Origin of the sequence: Gordonia liuliyuniae, from assembly GCF_021738805.1 — a bacterium.
Taxonomy (GTDB): domain Bacteria; phylum Actinomycetota; class Actinomycetes; order Mycobacteriales; family Mycobacteriaceae; genus Gordonia; species Gordonia liuliyuniae.
In genome coordinates this window covers 43685-66200 of record NZ_JAKKOR010000003.1, presented here as the reverse complement: position 1 = coordinate 66200, position 22516 = coordinate 43685, and the positions used below count along the sequence as shown (strand labels likewise).

General features: G+C 67.5%; 21 protein-coding genes. 7 read left to right on the top strand and 14 right to left on the bottom strand.

All coding sequences use genetic code 11. The annotated features are described in order from the left end of the window. Positions 1-20: 20 nt before the first annotated feature. The 4 genes from L5G33_RS04310 to L5G33_RS04295 form a co-directional block, all read right to left on the bottom strand. Positions 21-2654, bottom strand: a complete 2634-nt coding sequence (locus L5G33_RS04310) for an FHA domain-containing protein (protein WP_236996926.1) — start codon at positions 2652-2654, stop codon at positions 21-23. An 11-nt stretch (positions 2655-2665) separates the two neighbouring features. Beyond that, complete coding sequence (locus L5G33_RS04305) at positions 2666-4585, bottom strand: ATP-binding cassette domain-containing protein (RefSeq protein ID WP_236996925.1); 1920 nt, start codon at positions 4583-4585, stop codon at positions 2666-2668. Positions 4586-4601: 16 nt separating this feature from the next. After that, a complete protein-coding gene (locus L5G33_RS04300; RefSeq protein ID WP_236997167.1) occupies positions 4602-5726 on the bottom strand; it encodes a type III polyketide synthase in 1125 nt (374 codons plus the stop codon). 175 nt (positions 5727-5901) lie between these two features. Beyond that, positions 5902-7395 (bottom strand): fatty acid desaturase, encoded by a 1494-nt coding sequence (locus L5G33_RS04295; RefSeq protein ID WP_236996924.1) that lies wholly within the window; start codon positions 7393-7395, stop codon positions 5902-5904. A gap of 219 nt (positions 7396-7614) precedes the next feature. On the opposite strand from L5G33_RS04295, the gene L5G33_RS04290 reads away from it, so the two are divergent. Next, a complete protein-coding gene (locus tag L5G33_RS04290; RefSeq protein ID WP_236996923.1) occupies positions 7615-8346 on the top strand; it encodes an LppX_LprAFG lipoprotein in 732 nt (243 codons plus the stop codon). Between the two features lie 51 nt (positions 8347-8397). Here the strand turns inward: L5G33_RS04290 and L5G33_RS04285 are convergent, their stop codons facing one another. The 7 genes from L5G33_RS04285 to L5G33_RS04255 form a co-directional block, all read right to left on the bottom strand. Continuing rightward, complete coding sequence (locus tag L5G33_RS04285; protein ID WP_236996922.1) at positions 8398-9984, bottom strand: alkaline phosphatase D family protein; 1587 nt, start codon at positions 9982-9984, stop codon at positions 8398-8400. Positions 9985-10080: 96 nt separating this feature from the next. Next, positions 10081-12384, bottom strand: coding sequence for an FdhF/YdeP family oxidoreductase (locus tag L5G33_RS04280; protein ID WP_236996921.1), 2304 nt, complete (start codon positions 12382-12384; stop codon positions 10081-10083). Between the two features lie 127 nt (positions 12385-12511). Continuing rightward, positions 12512-13369 (bottom strand): formate dehydrogenase accessory sulfurtransferase FdhD, encoded by an 858-nt coding sequence (gene fdhD, locus L5G33_RS04275; protein ID WP_236996920.1) that lies wholly within the window; start codon positions 13367-13369, stop codon positions 12512-12514. 18 nt (positions 13370-13387) lie between these two features. After that, positions 13388-14545, bottom strand: coding sequence for a sulfate/molybdate ABC transporter ATP-binding protein (locus tag L5G33_RS04270; protein ID WP_236996919.1), 1158 nt, complete (start codon positions 14543-14545; stop codon positions 13388-13390). Continuing rightward, on the bottom strand, positions 14542-15330 hold the full coding sequence (gene modB, locus L5G33_RS04265) for a molybdate ABC transporter permease subunit (protein ID WP_236996918.1): 789 nt from the start codon (positions 15328-15330) through the stop codon (positions 14542-14544). The genes L5G33_RS04270 and modB overlap by 4 nt, the downstream gene beginning before the upstream one ends. Beyond that, positions 15327-16142, bottom strand: a complete 816-nt coding sequence (gene modA, locus L5G33_RS04260) for a molybdate ABC transporter substrate-binding protein (RefSeq protein WP_236996917.1) — start codon at positions 16140-16142, stop codon at positions 15327-15329. The genes modB and modA overlap by 4 nt, the downstream gene beginning before the upstream one ends. 11 nt (positions 16143-16153) lie before the next feature. After that, on the bottom strand, positions 16154-16564 hold the full coding sequence (locus L5G33_RS04255; protein WP_236996916.1) for a TOBE domain-containing protein: 411 nt from the start codon (positions 16562-16564) through the stop codon (positions 16154-16156). Between the two features lie 112 nt (positions 16565-16676). On the opposite strand from L5G33_RS04255, the gene L5G33_RS04250 reads away from it, so the two are divergent. From L5G33_RS04250 to L5G33_RS04225, 6 genes are read left to right on the top strand one after another with little or no spacing between them, the layout of a single operon-like run. Then, positions 16677-17768, top strand: a complete 1092-nt coding sequence (locus L5G33_RS04250; RefSeq protein WP_236996915.1) for a ThiF family adenylyltransferase — start codon at positions 16677-16679, stop codon at positions 17766-17768. 40 nt (positions 17769-17808) lie between these two features. Further along, positions 17809-19020 (top strand): molybdopterin molybdotransferase MoeA, encoded by a 1212-nt coding sequence (locus tag L5G33_RS04245; protein ID WP_236996914.1) that lies wholly within the window; start codon positions 17809-17811, stop codon positions 19018-19020. Further along, complete coding sequence (moaC, locus tag L5G33_RS04240; protein ID WP_236996913.1) at positions 19017-19493, top strand: cyclic pyranopterin monophosphate synthase MoaC; 477 nt, start codon at positions 19017-19019, stop codon at positions 19491-19493. Before L5G33_RS04245 ends, moaC begins: the two co-directional genes overlap by 4 nt. After that, positions 19490-20080, top strand: coding sequence for a molybdenum cofactor guanylyltransferase (gene mobA / locus L5G33_RS04235; RefSeq protein WP_236996912.1), 591 nt, complete (start codon positions 19490-19492; stop codon positions 20078-20080). The genes moaC and mobA overlap by 4 nt, the downstream gene beginning before the upstream one ends. Then, positions 20077-20322, top strand: coding sequence for a DUF6457 domain-containing protein (locus L5G33_RS04230; protein ID WP_236996911.1), 246 nt, complete (start codon positions 20077-20079; stop codon positions 20320-20322). Before mobA ends, L5G33_RS04230 begins: the two co-directional genes overlap by 4 nt. Then, positions 20319-20555, top strand: a complete 237-nt coding sequence (locus tag L5G33_RS04225) for a MoaD/ThiS family protein (protein ID WP_236996910.1) — start codon at positions 20319-20321, stop codon at positions 20553-20555. The genes L5G33_RS04230 and L5G33_RS04225 overlap by 4 nt, the downstream gene beginning before the upstream one ends. On the opposite strand, the gene moaA is transcribed toward L5G33_RS04225, so the two are convergent. The 3 genes from moaA to L5G33_RS04210 are packed head-to-tail and all read right to left on the bottom strand — an operon-like array spanning position 20552 to position 22466. Continuing rightward, positions 20552-21550, bottom strand: a complete 999-nt coding sequence (gene moaA / locus L5G33_RS04220; RefSeq protein WP_236996909.1) for a GTP 3',8-cyclase MoaA — start codon at positions 21548-21550, stop codon at positions 20552-20554. The genes L5G33_RS04225 and moaA overlap by 4 nt on opposite strands. Beyond that, entirely contained in the window at positions 21547-21972 is a 426-nt protein-coding gene (locus L5G33_RS04215) for a molybdenum cofactor biosynthesis protein MoaE (protein ID WP_236996908.1), read from the bottom strand. Before L5G33_RS04215 ends, moaA begins: the two co-directional genes overlap by 4 nt. Continuing rightward, the gene (locus L5G33_RS04210; RefSeq protein WP_236996907.1) at positions 21969-22466 is read right to left on the bottom strand and encodes a MogA/MoaB family molybdenum cofactor biosynthesis protein; all 498 of its coding nucleotides are present in this window, start codon (positions 22464-22466) and stop codon (positions 21969-21971) included. The genes L5G33_RS04215 and L5G33_RS04210 overlap by 4 nt, the downstream gene beginning before the upstream one ends. Positions 22467-22516 lie beyond the last annotated feature (50 nt).

The following is a 22516-nucleotide window of genomic DNA, read 5'->3' as shown; positions in this document are numbered from 1 at the left end:
ATAGTGAAAGGGGAAGACGATCAGTGCTTGCGGAGACGTAGTCGCCAGTAGACGAATGCCGCCAGCACCACTCCGATCGCCGCGAGCGCACCATACGAGATCGCCGCGTGGATCGTCGACGGCTCCCACAACGGATACATAATCGGATCGTCACGTACCGTGCGATCCACCGGGTTCACCTGGGACACGTCGGGTGCGATGTACGGGACGTTGACCGCCTGCGCGGCGTTCGCGAAAGCCCAGTAGGTCGGCAGCAGCCACGTGAACGGCTGGACGACGGCCGAGCTGATCGCGATGACGCCGCCGGACAGGACCAACTGCACCATGATCACGATGACCAGCGGTGGCATCGTCTGTTCGCTGGAGCGGACCGCTGCCGAGATCGCGAGACCGACGAGCACGCCGACCCACGCGACGGTGGCGACGGCGAGGAACAACGTCACCGCGGGCGGGAGCATCGGATAGACGGTGCCCGGCTCGGTCGACGCATCGGCGGTGGGCATCGCGCGCAACCCGTAGGTGAGGCCGACCATGACTGCCGTCTGCAGGGTCGCCACCACGCAGAACACGGCGACCTTGGCCGCGAGATATGCCGCGGGCCGCAAGCCGACGGCACGCTCGCGTTCGAAGATGCTGCGTTCAGCGACCAGGTCGCGCACGGCGAGCGCGGTGCCCATGAACGCGGCACCGATCACCAGCACGGTGAGGATCTGGAGTGCTTCGCCCACATCGCTCGGCGCGGGCCCTTTCATGTCGGGGCGGGTGAACCCTTTGTCACCTGGGACCACCAGGACGAGCAGTCCGAGCACCACCGGCATCAGGACGAGCACCGCCAGGTACCCGCGGTCGGCGAGGATCAGCCGCACCTGTCGTCGTCCGATGGTGCTCAGTTGACGAACAATGCTGGCGTGCACGGCTTTCGGCGGCTGCCCCGACGGGGCTCGAGCCGGCGGCGGAGCGCTGTGCGGATGTCGCGTCCGATACCTGGCCCACGCCCGGTCCGGTTGTTCGGCGACCTGAGCGAAGATCTCGGCCCAGTCGGTGGTGCCCATTTCGGCGGCGACGTCTCCCGGCGCTCCGCAGAACGCGGTCTTCCCGCCCGGCGCCAACAGCAGCACCTGGTCGCAGAGACTGAGGTAGGTCAGCGAGTGAGTGACCACCAGGACCACACGACCGGCGTCGGCCAGCCTGCGCAACGTCCGCATCACCTGCTGGTCGAGTGCCGGATCCAGGCCCGACGTCGGCTCGTCGAGGATCAGCAGCGACGGGCCGGTCAGCAGCTCCATCGCCACGGATGCACGTTTGCGCTGACCACCGGACAGTTTGTCCACGCGCGTGTCGACGTGCTCGGCCAGTTGAAGTTCGGAGAGGACGCCGTCGATCACCTCGTCGCGGTCGGCCGTCGACAGGTCCTTCGGCAGCCGCAGTTCCGCCGCGTACCGCAGAGCCTGACGCAGCGTCAGTTTGTGGTGCAGCACATCGTCCTGGGGAACCATGCCGATTCGGGAGCGCAGCGCCTCGTACTCGCTATGGACGTTGCGCCCCTCGAAGTCGACGACGCCGACCGTCGGACTGGTCAGGCCCGCGGCGATCTTCGAGACGGTCGACTTGCCCGCTCCGGACGGACCGATGATGGCGGTGAGGGTGCCGGGCGCTGCGTTGAATGAGATGTCGTTCAACAGCGTCTTGTCGTCGACCGTGAAGCCGATGCCGCTGACGTCGAGACCGCCCGAGACCTGAGCCTGCGGGCGACCACGGGTCAGGGTCCCGTGCGCCACCACAAAGTCCGAGTTGCCGATCGTGACGACGTCATTCTCCGACAGTCGCTGCGACGCGACGCGATGGCCGTTGACGAACGTGCCGTTGACGCTGCGCAGGTCGTCGAGCAGCAAGCCCTGCGCCGTCGACGTCAGACGTGCGTGGTGGCGGGACGCGAGAACATCGCTGACGACGATGTCGTTGTCCGGGGTGCGACCGATCGTCTTCACACCGCTGACCGGGATCTGTTCGCGGCCGCGGAGATCGCCGGGCACCTCGTACACGGCCGACGCGTTCTGGTGCAACGCCGCCAGGTGCGGCGCGTCGGGCAGAGCACCGAACCGAGGCGGGGCCTGCCGGTAGCCGCCGGGTGGCGCCTGCGCGGGAGTCGGAGCCGTTCTCGGCGCCTGCCCAGGTCGGTGGTTCTGCACCGGCAGCTGTCCCTGAACCGACTGCTGCACCTGAACCGGCGGCGTCCCCGAGGCAGGCGGCGCAGGCGTGTGCGGCGGCCGTGCAGGTTGCTGGTCTACCCGATTCGGACGATTGCCCCCACTTAACTGGCCACCGTCATTCGCCTGATTGACCACATCGACGAGTGGCCCCGTCCCACCGTCGCCCAACCGGATTCGCAACGGTCGGTCGACGCGTACCGATTGTGACCGGACGCCGTCGACGTAGAAGCCGTTGGTGCTGCCCCGGTCGACGATCCACCACGCGCCGTCGACGAACTCGAACGCCAGATGGGTGCGCGAGACCAGTGGGTGGTTGACCACCACGTCGTTCTCCGGGGTGCGGCCGAGCGACGCCGGCGCGCTGCGCAGAATCTGTGGGCGCGTCTGCGCCACCTGCACCGTCAGCGGCGTGATCAGCGGTGGACTCGGCGGCGGTGAACTCATCGGCGGTGGACTCATTCGGAACCTTCTCGTCGTGCGGATCCGGCGGCGGCTGTGCGCTCCTGCACACCGACCTCGAGTTTGATCAGGGTGTCGGCGGCGTCGAAGTATCGGTCATCGTGCGTGATGACGATGACCGTTTTCCCGCGCGCGGCCAGATCGGCGAGGATCACCCGATAGAACCGGTCCCGGAACTGGGGTTCCTGGTCGGCGGCCCACTCGTCGAACAGGTAGATGGGACGGTCTTCGAGCATCGCGGTGACCAAGGCCAGCCGTTTGCGCTGCCCCTGGGACAACGCGACCGTCGACAGTCGTCCGTCGCGGACCGTTACCTTGTCGGCGATTCCGAGCATCTCCAGATACCGCTGGACCTCGTCATCGAGTCCCGGCCGGTCGAATCCCAAATACTCGTCGAACAAGTGGAAGTCGGTGAAGATCGCCGATGTGTTCTGCCGGAACCATTCGACGTTCTCGTGGTCGATGCGTTCGCCGTCCAACGTGATCGTGCCCTGCTGGGGAATATAGAGTCCGGCGATCAGCTTGGCGAGAGTCGACTTCCCGCTGCCGTTGCCGCCGACGATGAACGTGATCTCCCCCGGCCGGAAGACCGCGTCGATCGGCCCCAGATGGAAGCCGGTCGGCGGCGGCCCAGCGGGCCCGGGCGCACCCGGGCCGCGTCCGTCGGGCGGCGGCGGTCCCTTCCTTCCCGGCGGCGGTCCCGCGGGTCCACGACGTCCGGGGCGTTGCGGCAGGCGTCCGTCGGGCACCCCTTCGGACCGCCCTCCCGCCGCCCAGTTGACGTCCGGGCGCGCGCTGTCGCCGCCCCGCTCCGGATGTCCGGGCGGCTCCGGATGTCCGGGCTCGCGATGTCCGGGCTCGCGATGTCCGGGCGGCGGGGGGCCGGTCTGGCCCTGTTCGGTGAGGTAGGTATAGGCGACGCCGGACAGCGTGAGTTCGGCGGGAGAGGCGAGCGGGCGCTCGACATATGGGAGCGACTCCTCGTCGTGCAGGGCCTCCATCGAGAACTCGAGCGAGGTGATCTTGGAGAGTGCGACGTCGCCGCGCAGCAGATCCGGGATTCGGCTCATGAAGTTCTGCATCGGCATCGCCAGGAACGTCGTGACGATCACGTAGCCGACCATCGTCTCTTGCGGGAGGTCGAGCCAGAATGCGACGCCGAAGAGAATCACGGCCATGGTGGCCAGTTGCAGCACCTGGCCAATGTTCTGGCCGAACGAGAACTTGACGCCTGCTTCGATGTTCTTGCTGCGGAGTTCACTCGCGGTCCCGAGGAGCCGACGGTCCATGAAGTCGCGTCGTCGGGCACGGTGCCCTTTGAGTTCCTTGATGCCGACGCTCACCGCGTGGAACGAGTTGAGCAGGTCGTCCTCGTTCTCGCGCGCCGACCGGAAGATGCCGCGCACGTGCTTGAGGAACGATTCGACAACGCCGATCGCGATGAGTGTCGCACCGACCTGGATCGCGAACAGCGGTGTCGACAACACTGCGAGGTAGGTCAGACAGCCGACGATGGTCGCCACGTCCACGCACATGCTGGGGATCGCCGAGACGGCCATCGACAGTGATCGGACGTCCTCGGTGAGGGTGGCGAGCAGTCGGTGTGTGCCGAGACGTTCGAGATGTTCCAGCGGGGCGGAGACGACGCCCGCGCTCAGTTTGGCGCGTAGCCGGTAGATCGCGTCCTGCGCGAGCCGGATCAACAGGATCTGGGACGCGAGCCCGGTCACGATCACGACGGCGACGGTGAACGCGAACCGCTGCCACGACGGGTCGGTGTCGGCGCCGGGCGGCGCGACCGCAGCGTTTATCTGGGTGACAAGATAGGCGTTCGCGCCGCCCCCGATCAAGCCCATGACCACGGCGGCGGCGATACCGGTCCAGGAGACCGAGATCAGGAATCGCAGAAGCTTCATGGCGTACGGACCTTCGCTATCGGACCAGGTCGAACAGTATGCCTTCGAGCGTCACCCCGGGCGCAAAGGAGAACGCCACACCGGTCGACGGCGTCGATCGGTCGTCGCCGGACGCCTCGGCGATGAGCTTCTCGAGTACGAAGACCAGCGCGACGCTGAGCATGTTGCCGTACTCGGCGAGCACGTCCCAGCTCGCGCGGGATCGGCTTTCGGCGATGCCGAGCGACCGCGCCGACTGCTCGAGGATCGCCGGCCCGCCGGGGTGGATCGCCCACAGCGCGATGTCGTCGCGCACAAGGCCCGCACGTCCGATCGCCTCGTCGATGGCCGGGCCGACCCCGCGGTAGATGTAATCCGGCAGGGTCTGCGCCAGTTCGCAGGTGATGCCGTCGTCGTTGATGCCGAGCACGATCCCGTCCTCGGTGTCGGCGAACAGGTGGCTGAACGTATCCCGAACCACGACGTGTCCGGCCGGAAGTTCGTGCCCGACCTCGCTCGCGCCGACGACCATCGCGCCGCAACCGTCGCCGAAGAGACTGTGCGTGATGACGTCGACGACGTCGTCGCCGAAGGCCGCGTTGACCGAGCTGAGTTCCAGACAGATCACGAGCGCGTCGCGGTCGGGGTGCGCCCGGACGTAGTCCGTCGCGGTGCGCACACCGTTGACGGCTGCGGCGCACCCCATGAAGTTGATGACGACGCGGCTCACCGTCGGCGCGAGGCCCAACCGTTTGATGACGGCGACGTCGACGCCCGGAGCGATGAACCCCGTGCTGCTGACGAAAACGACGAGCCCGACGTCGGCCGCCGGGTCATCAAGGTCAGCGACCGCGCGAGAGGCGACGTCGACGGCCAGCGGGACTGCGTGCTCGAAGTACATGTTCATACGCTCACGTACGGTGCCCGACCGCTTACTGAAGTCACCGAACTCGGGAGTCGTCGGATCGACGGCCAAGTGGCGGCTCGTGATCCGAGTCTTCTCGTACACCCGGTGGATCCGTTCGCGCTGTTCGGGATCGTCGACGATCTCCACCGCGCGGCGGGCAGCGTCTCGCTGATCGAAGACGGTGTGCGGCGCTCCGGTCGCAAGCGAGGTGATCACGGCGACCGTGGTCGGGGGCGACGGCCGTTCGTCGGCCATGAAGCCCCCGACAGGTGCCGCACCGAAGCCCCCGGCGGGTACGGCACTCGACCGGTTCTGCGAGTCGACGGAGAGTGTCATGACGGTCCTTTCTGGCTGACGAACGTCTGCTTCATAATCATGTCCGTTTTGCGGTCTCGGAGAGAACACTTCATCGATCAGGCGAATGATCGCCTCACACCGTCCCGATCCCCGTGAATCCCTTCACCGAGTAGTCAGCGCAGGTCTTGAGTGCGGTCAACGAGAAGTGCTCTCGGACGAACCCCCAGTCGTTCTCCTCCGCGGTCCGCGAACGGGCGCCGAGATAGGTCTTGACCTGTTTCGGGAACCGATCGGTGAAGAAGCTCTTCGCCGGAAGCCACTCGACTCCGAACCGCGCGGCCTCTTCCCGCAGGACGTCCTCGGTGACGATGTTCGAGAAGCCGCTGCGTTGGAACGGGAGGACATGGTGCACGCGGTGCGAACTCAAACCCGCCGACAGGAAGCAGTCGACGTACCTGTTGCCGATCACCTTCAAGTCGTAGGCCTGTTCCACCTGGTTGACCGCCCAATCGCCGGCGTCAACGTCGATCTCGTCAATGTCCTCGTCGAAATCGTGGCTGGCGACGACGAGGAACGTCGAGATCCACAGGGTCGCCACGAATTGCAGTACCCACGCCAACACGTCGCCGGCGATGATGAAGACCACGAGTTCGCCGAGCAGCAGGATCCGCATGCCGAACGCTCCGACGAAATGCGGCAGGCCGCCGCGCCACGAGCCGTACATGTCGGCGATGCCGACCTGCCGAGTCAGTTTGCAGATCTCCAGCAGGCGGACCGTCATACCGGTGACCGTGTGCCCGAACTTGTGCAGGGTGTGGATCGGAATCCGGTACAGCCGCGGAAGATCCATCATGAACGTGAAGACGTTCTTCTTGATGTCGACCTGACTCTGGGTGTGCGGATGGTGCAGCAGCGCGTGACCGTCGGCCGTAACGAACGACAGCGCGACATAGTTCATGTCGAACGCGTTCACCGCGAGTTTGTTCGCACCCTTCTGCGCGCGATGAATCGCGTAGTGGCCGATGCCGGCCATCGCACTGCGCAACACGACCATCGCGACGACGAATGCGGCGAGCGGCATCCAGGACGTGTCGTAGAGTCGCAGCCCCATCACTGCGAAGTACGCGATGAACAGGGTGACCGCGACGGCGTCGAAGATCCGGTCCATGCGTTTGATGCGGGCGGCGAGCTCGGGTTCGGCGAGACGCTTCTTCACCGCGTGCAGCAGATCGGTGCGCTTGCTGAAATCGTAGTGCGGCGTGTCGCGCCAACTGTCGAATCCCTCGGTGAAGAGAAAGGCCGGTGCATTCGCTTTAGGGTGAACGTCTTCGATTACCGCCTCACGGTCGAGGGAGAATCGTTCGATTAGACGACCGATCTTCTCGGGGTCCTTGTGATAAGAGCCGATGATCGACGTGATATCGCGGTTCTTGGTGCGGCCGATGAAGAACTCGCCTCCCGGATGCTTGGAGATCCACTCGGACAGGTCATAGGCCTTGCCGTTGTATACCCACACGTCAGAGAGTTGCGGACCGCCGTCGGGCGCAGATTTCCGCCCGAGATCCGGGCCGGGGGAATCATCGGGGAGATCGCTCGCCTCACCTGTTTGAACACCTTCCGATGACATTGCTCTCTCCTCTTTGTGGCACGCTCGGTGAGCTGCCTGATGCGATCGACTCTCGCACGCGGAAGCGACCCCGTCACCGGTATTCATTCAAACGATAGAGATACGCGTCGAACTCATTCCGACCTCGTCGAGTGTGGGGTATTGTACCGATTTGTGAAATCAGACACATCCCCGGCCTCGTCCAGAGTGAAGCGTTGGGCTGCTCCGGCAGTCGCGACCATGGCCATCTGCGCCGTGGTACTGACAGGCTGTTCGTCCGAGACCAAGAGCGACGAACCGACGAACTCCGCCCCTCCGACATCCGAGGGCCCGCGTTCGGGCGACGCGCCGAAGGTCGAACTGACCGATGCCGCGGCACTCCTCGACCAGGCGTCCAAGACCACCCGGCTGACCTCGGCGGTCCACATGGCGCTGACGGTCGACCCGGAGTTCAAGGGCCTCCCGGTGGAAGACTTGAACGCCGATGTCGTCGTCACACCCGAACCCGCGGCCAAGGGCGACGGCAAGTTCCGCTTGACCGACGAGTACAAGGAAGCCGAATTCGTCATCGTCGGCGGCACCCTCTACATCAAAGAGGCAGGCGAATCCGAGTGGGAGACGTCCCCGGCAGGCGAGCGCTCGTACGACCCGTCGGTCGTACTGTCCGAAGACAAGGGCTTGGCGAACGTGCTCGCGAAGTTCAAGAACCCGAAGGTGTCGGGAACCGAAGAACGCAACGGCGTGGAGTCGGTCAAGATCACCGGAACGCTCAACTCCGCCGACTTCGAAGCGATCTTCCCGACGCAGGGCCCGGGAGCGCTCCAAGGCGAGCATCCGGCGACCGCCTACATCGCGGCCGCCGCGCCCTACAACCTCGTCGAACTGTCGATCAACACCAAAGACGGCGATATCACGCTGACCACGTCGAAGTGGGACGAGACGGTAGCGATCACCAAACCCGACGGCGCCTGAGCGCCGTCACGATCACCGTGTGCGCCGGTTCCCGCAGAGCGGGGCCGGCGTTCACGTGTCAGGCGATAACTCCTTGCGGTACAACGACTTTCCGTCCGCGTCACACAGATCGACGGTCAACGTTCCGGTGGCGGACGAGATCGTGACCTTGCCGAAGTGCTGGAACCCTTCGGCCGGTGAGACGTCCGACTCGTCCGGTGCGTGGACGAATTCGTACTTCGCGCCGAACGTGCCATCGAGTGGGCTCTCCGGGAACGCGCCGGCGTGCAGCGGGCCGGACACGAACTCCCAGAACGGCGAGAAGTCGGAGAACCCGGCTCGGTTCGGGTCGTACGAGATGGCCGCCGTGTAGTGGACGTCCGCGGTCAGGTAGACGATGCCCGGCACGTCTTTGGTCTCGGACAGGATGTGGGAGAACGCGATCTCACGACCGCGGGGAGCCGCCGGATCGCCCTGCGCGACGGCCTCCATCGAGGGGCGCGCGCCCGGCCGGTCGCTGTTCGTGTCGGGCACGACGATGCTGAGGGGCAGATCGTTGGCGACGACCTTCCAGGTGGCCGTCGAGCGCTTCAGCCCGTCGATGAGCCACTGGGTCTGCGCGGCGCCGAGGACCCCGCCGTCGTCGCGGGTCTTCCAGGCATCCGGATTGGCGTCCTTGTAGGTCCGCATGTCCAGGACGAATACGTCCAGGAGCGGGCCGTACGGGACTTTCCGATACAGCGTGCCGCCGTCACCGAGCGTGGCGGGCTGCCATTCGGTCCACGCCCGTCGGGCCCGGTCGGCGAGGACGTCGACGCTCATCTCGGTGTAGCCCTCACGCTTCTGACCGGTGAGGTTCTCGCCGGGATACCAGTTGTTGATCACCTCGTGGTCGTCCCACGCGATGATCTGCGCTACCGCCGACGCGAACCGTCGGTAATGCTTGTCGCTGAGGTTGTACGCGTAGTTGCCGCGGAATTCGTCGAGAGTTTGGGCAGGCCTGCTCTTGGCGTCGGTCGTGATGTTCCGGTAGGTCGCACCATCGTTCTGCTTCTTGGTCTGCTCGACGGGTCCGTCGGCGTAGATCGCGTCGCCCGAGTGCAGGAAGAAGTCGGGTCGAGCATCGGCGATCGCCCCGAAGATCGTCATGCCGTCCAGATCCGGGTTGATCCCCCATCCCTGACCGACGACATCGCCCGACCATGCGAAGGTGATGTCAGACGCCGATATCGGCGCGGTGACGAGAACACCGGTCATCGGCTCCGATCGGGCACCGTCATCGCCGACGAGCGTGACCCGATAGTGAACCTGCTGCCCGGATTCGAGACCGGCCACCCGCAGACGTCCGGTGCCGTCGGACGCCGGGGTCAGATGGGGCCCGCGGAACGTCTTCGCCTTGGCGAACGACTCGGTTGCCGACGTCTCAACGAGCATCTGGGCAGGCTTGTCCGAGCGCGCCCAGATCAGCGCTCCGGTCGTCGCGATGTCCCCTGCGGCTACGCCGTGCGTAAGGGCGGGACGATCACGTCGGATGCCCGGAGACGACTGGCCGGAGCTGCACGCGACGAGCGTCGCCCCGGCCGGAATCATCAGGGCGCCTGCGGCTCCCGCACGGAGAACGGTGCGGCGGGACACGGTGGTGCGGCTGTGATCGGGCATGGGAGCAAGGTTCCCCGGCACACCCTGCCGACGTCCCAACACCAGGTGGCGTGCAGATGGCCTTACGGTGTAGATGATCGTAGGTGCACGATAACCTCAGGACGATGCGACGATGCGGACGAGGACGTTCTTCATCAACGGCTGGTCACTCTGGGTGCTGTAGTCGGCGGCACCGATGAGCGCGTTCATCTCCGGCATGTAACCGGCGGCCGCGCCGACTGGGAGGTCGTAGGTGATCGCCCGGTATCGCGTCAGCGAACGTCGGCTGCCGTCCTTCGACGTTGCGACGATGTCGACGAACGAGCCTTCGCTCAGCCCGCGGTCGCGCATGTCGGCCGCGTTCATGAAGACGAGCTCCCGCAGGTTCTTGATGCCTCGGTATCGGTCGTTGCTCGAATAGATGGTGGTGTTCCACTGGTCGTGCGACCGCATCGTCTGCAGGACGAGGACGTCGGCGTCGTCCGGGATAGCGTTCGGGACCGGAGCCTGCGAGAACTCGGCTCGGCCGCTCGGCGTGTGGAAGATGCGTTCGCGCGCGGCCTGCGGGATGCGGAAGCCCATCGGCTCCCGCACGAGTCGGTTGAACCCGCCGAAGCCCGGGAGCACCCGGGACATCGAGTCCCGGATCCGGTCGTAATCGGCGACGTAGCCCTCCCACGGCGTGGTGCTCTCGGGAAGGGTCGCCCGCGCCATGCCGCCGAGGATCGCGGGTTCGGACAGCAGATGCTTCGACGCGGGCTTCTTCTTGCCCATCGACAGTTGCACGTTGCTCATCGCGTCCTCGCACGACACACCCTGCAATCCACTCGCCTGTTCGTCCCGTTCGGTGCGCCCCAGGCACGGCAGGATGAGCGCCTTGCGACCGTGCACCAGATGGCTACGATTCAGCTTGGTGCTGACCTGCACGGTCAGTTCACAGTTGCGCAAACCTTGCGCCGTGTACTTGGTGTCCGGCGCGGCGAGGACGAAGTTCCCGCCGAGCGCGACGAACACCTTCACCGACCCGTCATTCATGCCCTCGATCGTGTTGACAGTGTCGAGTCCCGGTTCGCGAGGCGAGACGATTCCGCATTCCGCGTCGAGCGCGGCGAGGAAGTCTTCGCCCGGTCGATGGTCGATGCCGCAGGTCCGGTTGCCTTGGACATTGCTGTGCCCGCGGATCGGTGACGGGCCCGCGCCCTCGCGGCCGATGTTGCCTCGCAGCAGGAGCAGGTTGGTGAACTCGCGGACGGTGTCGACGCCGTGCTCGTGCTGGGTGACTCCCAGGCACCAGGAGATGATGCTGCGCGGCGAGTCGAGGTAGATCTGCGCGAGCGCACGGATCTGCGACTCGCTGACACCGGCCTGCCGGGACAGCTCCGCCCAGCTCGCGGAGTCGACGAGTGCGCGATACTCGTCGACACCCTGGGTGAAGCGTTCGAGGAAGTCATGGTCGAGGGCGCCGCCGCGCGGGTCGGCGTCCTCGGCTTCGAACACCGCTTTGGCCATGCCGCGGATGAGGGCGAGGTCGCCGCCGGGACGGACCTGGACGTTCATGGTGCTGGTGTCCGTCGCCTGGAACGTGGCCATCTGAATGATCTCGTGCGGGACGATCGTCCGAGTTCCCGCGAGTTCGGGCATCGGGTTGATGTGGACGACCTGCGCGCCGCGCTTCACCGCGTGCGCGAGCGAGGTCAGCATGCGGGGTGCGTTCGACGCCGCGTTCACCCCGAGCACGAACAGTGCGGTGCACGCGTCCCAGTCGTCGAGCGAGACAGTGCCCTTCCCGGTGGCTATCGACGCGGTGAGCGCTCGACCGGACGCTTCGTGGCACATGTTGGAGCAGTCGGGCACGTTGTTGGTGCCGAACTCACGAGCCCACAGCTGGTAGAGGAACGTCGCTTCGTTGGAGAGCCGGCCCGACGTGTAGAACGCTGCCGCGTTCGGGGTGTCGAGTGCGCGCAGTTCCTCCCCGACCATCGCGAACGCGTCGTCCCACGAGATCGGCACGTACCGATCCGTGGCCGCGTCATAGCTCATCGGCTCGGTGAGCCTGCCCTGGTCTTCGAGGTCGAAGTCGTTCCAACCCGCGAGTTCGGTGACCGTGTGGGCCGCGAAGAACTCGCGGTCGACACGCTTGTGTGTCATCTCCCACGTCACGTGTTTGAGGCCGTTCTCGCAGATGTCGAGGGTGACGTTCTTGTCGTCGGGCCACGCGCACCCCGGGCAGTCGAAGCCGCGGACCGGATGGTTCATCGTCAACATCGTCGTCGAGCCCTTGACGATTTCTCGCTCCCTGATCAGGGTCTGCGCGACCGACCGCGCCGCACCCCACGCCGCCGCTGGGTGGTGGTACGGCTTCGACGACCACGGCTTGGACGTCGACGGACCGAACCCGCCCTGTCGCGGCGCATCCGGCATCAGCCCGGTGAACCCGGACGCGGGCGAGAGCCCGACCGGCGGAGCCGTCGTCCCAGTTCTCGTGCTTGACGGGCCTGCAGTGCTTGAAGGGTCTGCGGTGCTTGAAGGGTTCTCTAGGTCGGTCATCTCAAGCCTTCACTCGTTGCTTCAGCGGATTGTCGATGCGTTGTGGATGCGTGTAGACGTTCATCGTCTGCCCGCGGAGGAATCCGACGAGCGTCAGCCCGGAGTCGCGAGCGAGTTGGACGGCGAGCGACGACGGCGCGGACACCGCGGTCAGCATCGGGACACCGGCCATGACGGCTTTCTGCACGAGTTCGAAACTGGCGCGGCCGGACACTTGCAGCACGGTGCCCCGTAAGGGGAGTCGGTCGTTGAGCAGCGCCCATCCGATCACCTTGTCGACGGCGTTGTGCCGCCCGACGTCTTCGCGCAACGCCAGCAGTTCACCGGTGGCGGCGTCGAACAGTCCCGCCGCGTGCAGCCCGCCGGTCTTGTCGAAGACCGTCTGTGCGGCGCGGAGCGTGTCGGGCAGTTCGGCGATCCGGCCCGCGTCCATAACGGTCTCGTCATCGGTCAGCGTGTACGAGGACACCGTGTGCACGGCGTCGATGCTGGCCTTGCCGCACACACCGCACGAACTGGTCGCATAGAACGACCGCGCGTGTTCGCGCCCCAGCGGCCCCACGTCGGCGGTCAGGCTCACGTCGAGGACGTTGTACGTGTTCTCGGCGCCTCCGCTGCCGGGTCCGCCGCAGTGGATCGCGGCGCGGAACTGGTCGCCGCGCGCGATGATCCCTTCCGACACGAGGAATCCCGCGGCGAGTTCGACGTCATGCCCGGGTGTCCGCATGGTGACGACCAAGGGCTCGCCGGCGACTCTGATCTCCAGCGGCTCCTCCACCGCGAGCACGTCGACGCGCGCGGAACAGCTCTCGGCTACCGAGACCTTGGTGATCGGCCAGCGCGCCGTAATTCTTCCCACACGTCCACGATAGGACCTTCAGAGTCCCAGAGGGCGAGTTACCGGGTGACGCACGCCTCGTTCGTCGGCTCGTGTAGGGGACGCTCGTGTGGAGGACGGGGAGACGGTGAGCCCTCGCGCCGCCTCGGCGCCGACCACCCGCATTCCGGTCGGCGTCAGCGTGTACCGCTCCCCCGCGCGCGGCAGCGAGCCGCAGCCGGCACGCAGTGCGTCGTCCACCGAGAGTTCGGCGTGCAGGCCCGACCCGGTCTCCACGCGGACGACGCCCGCCTGCACCGAGACCGACGTCAGCACACTGGACATGCCGGTGTCCACGGTCAGCGCCTCGATGGCGACGTCGCGAGGTGCGATGATCCCGACGGCCGGGTCGCCGTCGCACAGTCCGTCCTCTGGCGTCCCGTTCAGCAGCGCCTCCCCGGTGTCGAGCCGCCCGCCGATCCACCGACCCCGGACGACGTCGAATCCGGCGAGTGCCGCGGTGAACGCACGTCGCGGACGGACCGCGAGGTCGGACGGCGTCCCGGATTCGACGATGGTCCCCCGGTTCATCACCAGGCAGGTGTCGGCCCACTGCCACGCATCGGACATCTCGTGCGTGACCAGGACCGCGGTGGTCCCCGAGCCGGTCAGTTCGTCGGACAGGATGGCTCGGACGATGGGCGCGCTCTCCGCGTCGAGAGCGGCGAACGGTTCGTCGAGCAGAAGAACGCGCGGCTGCGAGGCGAACGCGCGTGCGATGGCGACACGCTGCTGTTGCCCACCGGACAGTTCGTGCGGGCGCGCTTTGGCCCGGTCGACGAGTCCGATCCGGTCGAGCCACTGCCGCACAATCGTCTGGGTGCGGCCGCGATCGATCCCCCTCGCCCGCGGCCCGAACGCGATGTTCCGCTCGATCGACAGGTGCGGGAACAATCGTGCGCGCTGATCGAGCAGCGCTATCCGCCGCGACTCCGGCGGACGACGGACCGAGCCCGCCGCCTCCAGCGTCTCGCCGTCGACTGTCAACACGCCCGAGGTCAACGGGGTGAGCCCGGCGAGCGCCGTCAGGACCGTCGACTTGCCCGCGCCGTTCGGTCCGAGCAGTGCCACACAGCCGCCCGCGTCCACGTCGAAACGCACCGACACGTCGAACTCGGCGCGCTCCACCGTGAGGTCGGCACTGACCCGCGCGGTCATCGGACGGCGTCCTCACGCCAGGATCGCAGCCCGCACACGACGACGGCTGCGCTCACCAGGAGCAGGAGAGACAACGCCACGGCGGAGTCCTGGGTCACGCCGACGCCGTTGAACGCGGTGTAGATCGCCAGCGGCATGGTCCGGGTCACCCCGGGCGCGTTGCCCGCGAACAGTGCCGTCGCGCCGAACTCGCCAAGCGCGCGCGCGAACGCGAGGACCGTCCCGGCGACGATGCCGGGCATCACCAACGGCAGGGTCACCCGAGTCAGGACGCGCCACCGTCCGGCGCCGAGCGTCGAGGCGATCTGCTCGTGCGAGACGCCGGACGTCCGCAAAGTGCCCTCGACGGTGATGACGAAGAACGGCAACGCGACGAATGCCTGAGCGATGACGACAGCGGTCGTCGTGTACGGCAGGCTGTAGCCGCTCCACGTGAAGATCCGTTCGCCGATGAGCCCGGACCGCCCGAGCAGCGACAGGAGCGCGAGACCACCGACCATCGGCGGAAGTACCAGCGGGATCAGCACGAGGGTGCGCAGCACCGCCGCCGTCCGGCGACCTGCACGTCCCAACAGCAGTGCCATCGGCAGTCCGACGACGACGCACACCGCTGTCGCGCACGCCGCCGTCGACAGCGACAGCCCGAGAGCCGTCATCGACGCCGACGAGAACAGGTCCTCGCCGAGCGTGTCCCACCGGACGCGGGACACCAGACCGACGATCGGCAGCAGTAGAAGCGCGAAGCCGACGAACGCCGGGACGTAGAGGAACCTCGGCAACCTCACGCAGGCCCGAACCCGTACTGCCGCAAGATTTTCTGGCCTTCCGCCGATAGGACGAAGTCGCGGAACGCCTGTGCGGCCTCGGGCGACGACGCGTCGTTCGGAACGACGATCGGGTATCGGTTGGTCGCATCGTCGGCGTTCGGCGGCGTGACACCCTCCAGCTTGCCGTCGGACGCGGCGACGTCGGTCGCGTACACCAGACCGGCATCGGCTTCACCGTTCGACACCCGGGTGACCACACTCGTCACGTTGGTCTCCTCGCTGACCGGCGTGACATTCACCCCGGCCCCCGTCAGGAGTTTCTGCGAAGCGGATCCGCACGGGACTTCCGGGGCGCACAGCACCGTCGTGACGTCCGAGTTCGCGAGATCCGCGAGAGTCGCGATGTGTTTCGGATTGCCCGGGGCGACCGCGATCTGCAGGGTGTTCGTTGCGAAGACGTCGCCCGGCCCGCTCAGACCCGCCGCTGTGACGGGATCCAGGCTCGACTCGTTGGCGAACGCGATGACGTCGACGTCGGCGCCTTCGACGATCTGTCTGGCGAGCGACTGAGACCCGTCGTAGACGATCGGCGCGACGTCGTCGTCGGAGTTCGCATCGGTGAACGCATGCGCGAGGTCGTCGAACGAGCCCTGCAACGAGGCTGCCGCGAAGATCGTGATCTCGCCCGGCGAATCGTCGTCGTTCGAGCCTCCGCATGCGGTGAGCACGAATGCCGCCACGGCCAGGAGTGCGGCGAACAGCCGGACGGTCCTGGTCCGCCCGGCGCCGATCACGTCTCCCCGTCTTGTTGTGCCAGTTCCGCTTCTCATGCCAGTCCCGCTCATCTCACCTCGGTGTCGGACGGTGTCTCCACGATCACCGTGGTGGCTTTGACGCTGGCGGTGGCGAGCGACCCGACGTCGAGCCCGAGTTCGCGGACCGCCTCGGTCGACATCAACGAGACGACCCGGTGCGGGCCGCACCGCATCTCGACCTGTGACATCACCGGATCGCTGCGCACGCCGGTCACGATGCCGACGAAGCGGTTGCGGGCGCTCGACCCCCGGTCGACGGGATCGTCGTGGTCGCGTGCGTCGTCGGAGAGGAACCGTGCGAGGTCCCCGCCGTCGACGACCGCCCGTCCCGCCGAGTCCCGTTGTGCGGACAGCTTTCCCGCGTCGATCCATCGGCGAAGGGTGTCGTCGCTGACCCCTAGGAGCCTCGCAGCCCGACTAATCCGCAATTCCGTCACGAATGGAAGATTATCACCGCGAATGCGGAGTATCCCTGGATGGCGGGAATTGCCACGCCTCGGTGTCACGGCACCCGACGACACCGCCGCACGGGCGGGATATGTTGAGTACATGCCCTCCTCCCCGCTGTCTCCCCTGCCTCCGCTGGTGGAGCCCGCTCCGTCGATCCCCGACGACGAGCGCGCGCGGGCGGCACGCCAGATCCGGCTCCCGGAGATCGGCGACGCCGGACAGCGGCGACTCTTCAACGCCAAGGTGTGCGTGATCGGCGCAGGAGGCCTCGGCTCCCCCGTCCTGCTCTATCTGGCATCGGCGGGCGTCGGCACGATCGGGATCGTCGACGACGACGTCGTGGACGCGTCGAACCTGCAGCGGCAGGTGATCTTCGGTTCCGCCGACATCGGACGCGCCAAGTCGACCGCGGCCGCCGAACGCGTCCGGGCACTGTCGCCGCACACCGACGTGATCGAGCACCGCCTTCGCCTGACCCCCGCGAACGCCGCCGACCTGTTCGCCCCGTATGACCTCGTCATCGACGGCAGCGACAGCTTCGACACCCGCTACGCCGTCGCCGATGCGTGCGCCGACCTAGGGGTCCCGCTCGTCTGGGGATCGGTCCTGCGGTTCGACGCGCAGGCGACCGTGTTCTGGTCGGCTCCGCCGACGGGCACGCCGACCACACTGCGCGACGTCTTCCCCGCACCACCGCCCGCGGGCGAAGTCCCCAACTGCGCCGAAGCGGGTGTGCTGGGCGCACTGTGCGGCCAGCTCGGCGGAATTCTCGTCACCGAGGCGGTGAAGCTGATCTGCGGTGCAGGCGAACCACTCCTGCGCCGGATGCTGGTCCTCGACGCTCTCGGCTCCCGGATCGACGAGATCCCGCTCGCGCCACCCGACACCGGCCCGCAGATCGGACGGGTGTCCGTCGACGACGCCGAAGCTCTCTCCACGGCAACGATTCTCGACGTTCGCGGCGGCCACGAAGTGGCGGCCGGGGCGCTGCCGGGCGCTCGGCACGTCCCTCTCGACGACGTCCTCGCCGACGCGGAGTCCATCCCGGTCGGCGACGTGACCGTCGTCTACTGCCAGATCGGTCCGCGCTCGCGCGCGGCCGCACACGCGCTGGCAGCCGCGCACCAGAACGCCGACATCCGAACACTCGTCGGCGGATATGCCGCGTGGTCGGCGAGTATCAACCGATGACCCCCATGAGTTCCGTGAACCCCAACGTTCAGTTAGGCCGATGAGTTCAGTGATCACTGTCGACGAGCACCGCGCCCGCATCCTCGCCGCGACGACGCGCACCGCGCTCGTCCGACTCCCCCTCGCCGAGGCCGTCGGACGCGTGCTCGCCGAGGACGTCGTCTCCCGCTGGCCCGTTCCCCTGTTCGACAACTCGGCGATGGACGGGTACGCGGTGCGCGGCGTCGACGCGACCAAGGGGGCAGTTCTGCGGGTCGTCGCTGACGTTCCCGCGGGTTCGGCACTCGATCCGACGATCGGAGCGGGCGAAGCCGCCCGGATCATGACCGGGGCGCCCACGCCGTCGGATGCGGACGCTGTGGTGCCTCTCGAGCACACCGACCTGGGCACGGTGATCACCGCCGATGCCCCCGCCACCATCACGGTCACTCGGGAGCCAACGGCGGGCGCCCACATCCGTCGAGTCGGCGAGGACGCCCCCGCAGGCGCCGTCGCCGTCACCGCGGGCACCGTCCTCGGGCCGTGGCAGTTGTCGGCGATCGCCTCAGCCGGGCACGCCCGGGTCACCGTCCACCGTGCTCCTCGGGTCGCCGTCGTGTCGACCGGTTCTGAGTTGATCGACCCGGCGGGGACGCCGACGCGCGGTCAGATCCCGGAGTCGAACTCGGTGCTGCTCGCCGCCGCCGTCCGCTCCGCTGGAGCCGAGGTGGTGACGGTGACGACCGTCGCCGACGATGAGTCCGCTTTGATCGCGCAGCTCGTCGACCTGGAGGCCGACGCGGTGATCCTGTCCGGCGGTGCGAGCGTCGGAGCGTTCGACGTCGTGAAGTCCGTCCTCGACGGCACCGGCACCATCGAGTTCGGCCCGGTCGCGATGCAGCCCGGTAAACCGCAGGGCTTCGGCACCGACGACGCGGGGCGACTTGTCTTCGCTCTGCCGGGGAATCCGGTCGGCGTCGCCGTCTCGTTCGAGATGTTCGTGCGGCCTGCGCTTCTCACGATGGCTGGCCGCAGTGTCATCGAGCGGCCACGAGTCACCCGGGCCGCGGCCACCGGATGGCGCTGTCCCGTCGGGCGCACCCAGTTCCTGCCCGCGGTGATCGACGCCGACACGGTCCGCCCGGCGACCGCGGGTGGAAGCGGCTCGCACTTGGTGACGTCGCTCGCGCTCGCACACGCGCTCGCCGTCGTCCCGGCGGACGTCGACCGCGTCGACGAAGGCGACCTCGTGGAAGTCATGGTGCTCTCATGAGTTCGGATCAACCGTTCACCCATCTCGACAACGCGGGCGCGGCCCGGATGGTCGACGTCACCGAGAAGTCGCCGACGGTGCGCAGCGCCACCGCGACCGGTTTCGTCCGCTGCGAGCCGCACATCGTCGCCGCGCTCCGCGACGGCTCCACGCCGAAGGGCGACGTTCTCGCCGTGGCCCGCATCGCGGGCATCGCCGCAGCCAAACGCACCCCCGAACTCCTCCCGCTCGCACACGTGATCGGCGTGCACGGCGCGGCCGTCGACCTCGACATCACCGACGACGGTGTGGCGATCGAAGCAACGGTCCGGACCGCGGATCGGACCGGCGTCGAGATGGAGGCGCTCACCGCGGTGTCGGTCGCTGCACTGTCGGTGGTCGACATGGTGAAGGGCCTCGACAAGTCCGTCACCGTCGAGCAGATCCGTCTCACCCGAAAGACCGGCGGCAAGAGCGGAGACTGGGTGCGATGACGACCGCAGCGATCGTCCTCGCCGGCGGCCGCGGCACGCGGCTCGGCGGCGTCGACAAAGCCGCCGTGAAAGTCGGCGGGCGCCCGCTCGTCGATCACGTGTACGCGGCGCTCGATGGATTCCCGATCGTCGCCGTCGGACCGGCGAGTGTGCACCGGCCCGGCGTGCGCGTGGTCCGCGAGGCCCCGCCGTTCGGCGGTCCGGTCGCGGCGATCGCCGCCGCGCTCGATGTGCTCGGCGACACCGACGAGACATGGCTACTCGCCTGCGATCTGCCGCGCGCCGACCGGATCGTCGGAGCGCTGCACGCGGAAGCCATCGACGACGACGACGGCGTCGTGCTCATCGACACCGACGGGCACACCCAATGGCTGGCCGGGCGCTACCGGGTCGCCGCCTTACGCGACGCGGTCGCTGCACTGCCCGCCGTCGTAGGAGCCTCAATGCGGCAACTCGTCGGCGGTCTGCGTCTGCGCGCGGTCCACGACACCGTCGAGGCGAGTGTCGATATCGACACTCGTGACGAACTGCGTGCCTTCGACGACCTGGCCGCCGATTCAACCCGAACAGAGGACAGTCACCGATGACCGACCGACCGCTGCCCAATCTCGACCATTGGATCGCCGACCTCGCACCCGCGCTCGGGCTCGGCGACGTGGACGTTCCGCTGCGTCCACTCCTCGACCTCACGCGCGACGTCGCACACGGCGTGGCCCGCCCCGCGGGACCGATCACGACCTATCTGGTCGGCCTCGCGGTCGCCCAGGGCATGTCGGTCGACGACGCCCACTCCGTCGTCACCCGTCTCGTCGAGGAGCGCTTGGAATGAGGATCCGCTATTTCGCAGGAGCCGCTGACGCCGCCGGACGTCGCGAGCAGACCGTCGACGGACCGATGTCCCTCGGTGCACTCCGTGCCGCGCTCGCCGACGAGCACGGCCCCGAGTTCGCTGCCGTGCTGCGCCGCTGCTCACTCATGGTCGACGGCAGCCGTCTCGACGACGACGCCGTCGCCGCCGGAGACTGCACCGTCGACGTCCTCCCGCCGTTCGCCGGCGGCTAGCCGCCGATCGCGGACATCGGTCGGTCGGGCTGCAGGAAGTTCGGGCCGTCGATGCCGTGGCCCTGACGTTTGCCTGCCACGGATCGGCGGACCATCGCCGCGATATCGGCGTCGGTGCCACCCGACCGCAGAAGGTTGAGCAGGTCCGACTCCTCGCGGGCGAACAGACAGTTGCGTAGCTGGCCGTCCGCGGTGATCCGGACCCGGTCGCACGACCCGCAGAACGGCGCGGACACCGAGGCGATCACGCCGACCGTCGTCGGTCCGCCGTCGACGCGGAACACCTCCGCGGGATCCGAACCGCGGTCGCCTATCGGTTCCAGGGTGAACGCCTCCGACAGGTGTTCGAGGATCTCCTGGCCGTCGACCATCGTCGCGCGGGACCAGATATGTCCGGCGTCCAACGGCATCTGCTCGATGAATCGCAGTTGCGCGTCATGCGCCTGAGCGAAGCGCAGCAGGTCGACGAATTCGTCGTCGTTGACCCCGCGCATGGCGACTGTGTTGAGCTTCAGCGGCCGCAGCCCCGACCGCCGAGCCGCGTCGATCCCCGCGAGCACGTCGTCGAGCCGGTCGCGGCGCGTCAGCTCGTGGAAACGGTCGCGGTCGAGTGTGTCGATGCTGATGTTGAGTCGTTCCAGGCCGGCGTCGACGAGGTCGTCCATCACCGCGTGCAGGCCTACGGCGTTGGTCGTCATAGACACCCGCAGACGCCTGTTCTGGGTCTCTATCGCGGCGAGTCTGCGCACCACGTCCACCGCGTCCGGACGCAGCAGCGGCTCTCCGCCGGTCAACCGCACCTCGGTGATCCCGAGCCCGGCGAACGCCCGCCCGACTCTTTCGATCTCGTCGGTCGTCAGCAGGTTCTGCTTCGTTATCCACGGGACGCCCTCAGCAGGCATGCAGTACGTGCATCGAAGGTTGCACTTGTCGGTCAACGAGATCCGAAGATCGCGGTGCACTCGACCGAACCGGTCGACCAGTCCCCCGTTCATGTCAGGCCTCCTAACCCCACCCACGACGACGTGCCGTCAGATTCGACCTGCTTCTTCCACACCGGGAGTTCGGCTTTGACTCGCTCGACGAGTTCCCGATTGACGTCGAAGGCTTCTGCTCGATGCACCGACGACACCGCACACACGATGGCCACCCCACCGACCGCGAGGTCGCCGACACGGTGGCTCACCGCGACCCGAACCTCCGGGGTGTCGACCGAGGCGGCGATCCGCGTGACGATGTCGGCAGCGTCGGGATGCGCGCTGTACTCGAGGAGGACGACCCGCCCGGCCGCGTCCGGATCGATGTCGCGGACCGTACCGACGAACAGCGCCGTTGCGCCGACGCTCGCTGACGCCACCGCGTCCAGGTGCGCGGCGACGTCCAACGGTTCGTCGCTCAACTCGGACACGACGATCATGTGTGGTCGCCCCCGTCCAGCTGGGAGACGACGTGTTCGGCGATCGTCAAGATCACCGGAAGCCCATCGCGCACTGCGCCGGTCGACCCGGCCAGATTGACGATCAGCGACGACCCCAGAGTACCGGCGAGTCCACGCGAGAGCATCGCCTGCGGGAGTTGCGCGACCCCGACCGCGCGGACGGCGTCGGCGATCCCGGGAAGCTCACGGTCGAGGAGCGGACCGGTGGCTTCCGGGGTGACATCCCGCGCAGCGATGCCGGTGCCGCCCGTGGTCACCACAAGCCGCGAACCCGCGTCGACCGCGGCCCGTATCGCGCCCGCGATGTCGGCCACCTCGTCGCGAACCAGCAACTGGTCGGCGTGCCACCCTGCATCCGCCAGTTGCTCCGCGGCGAGCGGCCCGGACCGGTCCACCGCGGCACCGGCCGCGCACCGGTCGGAGACAGTGATGACCGTCGCAGCCTTGAGGTGACGGGGAACAGGATGTTGCATTCCTCCAGTCTTCCACGCAGGCGACGTCCGCCGCGGCACGCCCAGCCGAT